This is a genomic window from Ligilactobacillus agilis DSM 20509 (genome assembly GCF_001436215.1).
In the GTDB taxonomy this organism is placed as follows: Bacteria; Bacillota; Bacilli; order Lactobacillales; family Lactobacillaceae; genus Ligilactobacillus; species Ligilactobacillus agilis.
This window is the reverse complement of record NZ_AYYP01000047.1, coordinates 53,352-57,061: the sequence shown is the minus strand read 5'-3', so window position 1 is coordinate 57,061 and position 3,710 is coordinate 53,352. Positions and strand designations below refer to the sequence as shown.

4 protein-coding genes are annotated in these 3,710 nt (G+C 30.4%); all 4 read right to left on the bottom strand.

From position 1 onward, the window contains the following. Window positions 1-112 precede the first annotated feature (112 nt). Window positions 113-709 carry an acyltransferase gene (locus tag FC14_RS06075; RefSeq protein ID WP_162258662.1) on the bottom strand — a complete coding sequence of 199 codons (597 nt, stop codon included), beginning with the start codon at window positions 707-709 and terminating at the stop codon, window positions 113-115. 5 nt (window positions 710-714) lie between these two features. After that, on the bottom strand, window positions 715-2,148 hold the full coding sequence (locus FC14_RS06070) for a lipopolysaccharide biosynthesis protein (RefSeq protein ID WP_082618703.1): 1,434 nt from the start codon (window positions 2,146-2,148) through the stop codon (window positions 715-717). Window positions 2,149-2,169: 21 nt separating this feature from the next. Next, a complete protein-coding gene (locus FC14_RS06065) occupies window positions 2,170-3,063 on the bottom strand; it encodes a glycosyltransferase (RefSeq protein ID WP_235804515.1) in 894 nt (297 codons plus the stop codon). Window positions 3,064-3,229: 166 nt separating this feature from the next. Further along, a partial coding sequence (locus FC14_RS10910; RefSeq protein WP_235804514.1) for a UDP-galactopyranose mutase occupies window positions 3,230-3,710 on the bottom strand: 481 nt, incomplete at its 5' end.

Here is a 3,710-nt window from a genome sequence, read left to right as displayed (position 1 = left end):
GATTGTGGTTTTATGGTCTTTTTTTGCCAATAACGTCCAATTATGGAGTGCTTACTACAAAACGCCCCCCAATCTCATTATAGATATGAGATTGGGGGGCGTTTTTTGGATTCTATACTTTTTTATGTCTTATTTTATTAATTTTTATTCTGTTTTCTGCAGTAACTAAGCTATTACTCTCTATAGATTGATTCAATACTACTCCAGCACCTATAACACAATTATCACCGATAGTTACACCTTTTAAAATAACCACATTACTGCCTATCCAACAGTTATTGCCAATTTTTACAGGCTCGTACGTATATCCTTGTCCGTAAACTGGTATATCTGCTAAATTAAATCTGTGATTATGATCGAATATTCTAACATTTTCTCCAAAAATTGTATTATTACCTATCTCTATTGAATCGAAACATGTTATTGAACAATGTCTATTAAAAAATACTCCATCTCCAATTTTAATATATCTTCTCTTAGTGCCAGTATTATTAAATCTAATTGCAAAACCAGCTCTACTAACAAAATTCTTACCATAACTTATTCTCTTACCATAGCAAATTTTGGTGTAGAATTTTCTTATTCTTGTTCCTAACCTATCAACTATTTTTTCAAGTCGATAGTTCTCAGCCTTAGCTCTAATTTTATTAGTTACTCCCGATATACCCTCGGAATTAGCAATTTTAATTAACTTCTGAATTTTACTCAAAATAATCACCTAAATATAAGACTTAGTATATACTTTTTTTGGCCTGTTAATACTATTCCAATTATATAAATAAAAGTAATATAAACTATCTTTAGAAAACACGATACATACATATTTCTTCCAATTTTTTCTGGATAAATAAGTACTGCTATGACTAAAATCATCCCTATTATAATGTATGGTAATATTTCCTTAATAAATTTAACAAATTTATTTTTAAAAGCAAATGAAACTAAAAAGAAATAACTAATTATAAAATTCACTATAAAAGATATGGATACCCATAATGCTAAAGCATAAATGGTTCTACCACTAAAAATACCAATTAAAATCGAAACAACAGTGACTGCTGTATTTATACATCCCTGTACAAACATTAACTTAGTATTTCCAAGCGCTTGAAACGCTGCCCCAGCACTGGAACTCATCATTTGTGTAGCAATTGAGATAGCTAATAACTTAAAACAGATAATTGAATTACTCCAATTACTACCATACATAATCCCTATAATTTCTGGTGCAGCAAAAATACATACTGCTTCTGCCCAAACACCAACAGCCATTAATAGTTTTAAAATATTCATATATTTTTGATAAAGAACATCTTTATTATCTTGATAGTCAGATAAAATTGGATGCAATACAGGAGTAATCACCCCAGCTAAATTACTTACTGGGTACTGCATCAAAGTATATGCTTTATTATAATAACCTAACTGTGTACTTCCTATAAAACGTCCAGCTAATAGATTGTCCAAATTTCTTGAAAAATAATTGAGTAGATTAAACAAAAATTGAAACCCTGAATATGAAGCAACTTTCCTTACAGCTGAGTTATTATACCTTAATTTAAACTTTGGTTTAGTTGTTAAATAGTTCCATAAGTAGGTAAAAAATGCTGATGAAATTGCTTGAAATACTAACGCATAGTATCTAGCACCAAAAAATGCTAATATAATGGTAATTACAACAGAGACTAAATAGACGACTAAAGTTCTAACTGCAATTGCAACAAATTTCTTCTCACGGTTCAAAATTCCATTAGGAACCATATTCAAAGTATTGAATAACAGTGACAAGCTTAGTAATTGTCCTACTTTAATATAAACATTACTTTTATAGAAACTTGCAATCCCATATGAAGCAAAAAAGAAAATAATCGTCAAAATTACTCCAAGATAAACAGAAAATGTATATATTTGATTAATATCTTCTTTTGTTAGATTTTTTCTTTGAATGATAGCGGTTCCTAATCCCATATCTGAAAAAATAGCAAAAAATGTAGTAAAGACTGTTACAACAGCTACAATTCCATAATCATGTGGGGTCAATAATCTAGCTAAAACTACCTCAACAACAATTGAAAGTAAGACCTTAGAGTACTTGCCAATTGCATTAATCATAGCAGCCTTTTTTATTGAATAACCTTCTGGTTGCATATAAAAATCCTTTCAATTATGTTAGTCAGTAAACTTACTAATAAGATTATACTCTCTATTCAGTAAAGACCAATATACATCATTCTGATTCATTTCAACATTATCCTTAGCTAACCCATTTTCTGCAGCACCTGGTAATTCAATACGTACCCTATCTACTTTAGAATCACATAATACAACAGGTACTCTTCCAGTCAATTCAACGGTCTTAAGCCATAAATCATCAACTGATATATACTTGTTAATTTCATTTAGATTTAGCAACTTAGATAAGTCTAACAAATGAGGTGGATAGAGAACACCACCCACACCCGTAGCCAATAAACTGAGTGATGGTCTAAAAGACTCTTCAGTTAGGCACCAAGTATTATATGATAAAAAATCTCCATTTTCTGCTCTAATTTTTCTTACTCTCCCAGCTGTAATAGCTTGTGGAAATTTATTATAAGTTCTATATAACTCCTCAACAAGGTATTTACTATATAGACAGTCATCATCTGTAGTTATAATAATATCATTAGGAAATTCCTTCATAGCATGATAATACTTCTTATGTGGTCGTAAATCATCCCTAACATACCTTATCTCTAGACCGTATTCTTGTAATCTCAGAACTTTTTTAGGAAGATATTTCTTATCAGATTCAACTAAATATATAATAACTTTATCTGGTTTCATAGTTTGCATTAAAAGTGTCTTTATACATAAATCCAAAGTTGCAAAACGTTTATGATAGCTCGTCAGTGATACTATTATCCTTTCTTCTCTTTTTTTCTCCGTTTCAATCCCAATTTTTTTTATTTTTTTACTATTAACTAAAAGAATCTTTATAGTATATTTTAACTTACGATTATAACCTCTGATAAAGGATATAAATTTTCTAATAAAAAGCATCACTTTTTTTCCTTCAATCATATCTGTTCCACCTTGTAATATTTTTTAACCTCACCTTTTTTTGATTATCTCCTACTTATAAGGATACTCGAAAATAAAAACTATAACTTCTAAGAGATATACAAAATACCATTAAAAATAAGTCTATATTAAGTTAATTAATTATAAGATTTGGAATCATTAATAATTATAAAGTTTCAAATTCCTTTTCCACAGTCACCAAGGCTGCCATGATTACTTGATCCATGTTGTAATATCGGTATTGACCTAAGCGCCCACCGAAAATTACGTTCTTAGCTTCCCTATCAGCTAATTCCTTGTAACTAGTATAAAGGGCATTGTTTTCCTTATTGTTAACTGGATAGTATGGTTCATCACCCCGTTGCCAGTTAGCTGGGTATTCCCGGGTAATAACCGTCTTGCCCTTTTCACCCTTACCAAATTCAAAGTGTTTATGTTCAATAATCCGAGTAAATGGTGTTTCTGCATCCGTATAGTTAACTACAGCGTTACCTTGGTAATTATCTTCATCTAAAACTTCTGTTTCAAAGCGGAGACTCCGGTATTCTAGTTCACCTAACTTGTAATCGAAGAATTGATCAATCATTCCCGTGAAGACCACTTTATCATAGTCATTCAAGTATGTTTCTTTCTTAGCGAAGAAATCG

Bases quoted from the DNA above. Each gene is read 5' to 3' on its own strand.
- FC14_RS06065 (WP_235804515.1), bottom strand. From the start codon at position 3,063: ATGATTGAAGGAAAAAAAGTGATGCTTTTTATTAGAAAATTTATATCC.
- FC14_RS06070 (WP_082618703.1), bottom strand. From the start codon at position 2,148: ATGCAACCAGAAGGTTATTCAATAAAAAAGGCTGCTATGATTAATGCA.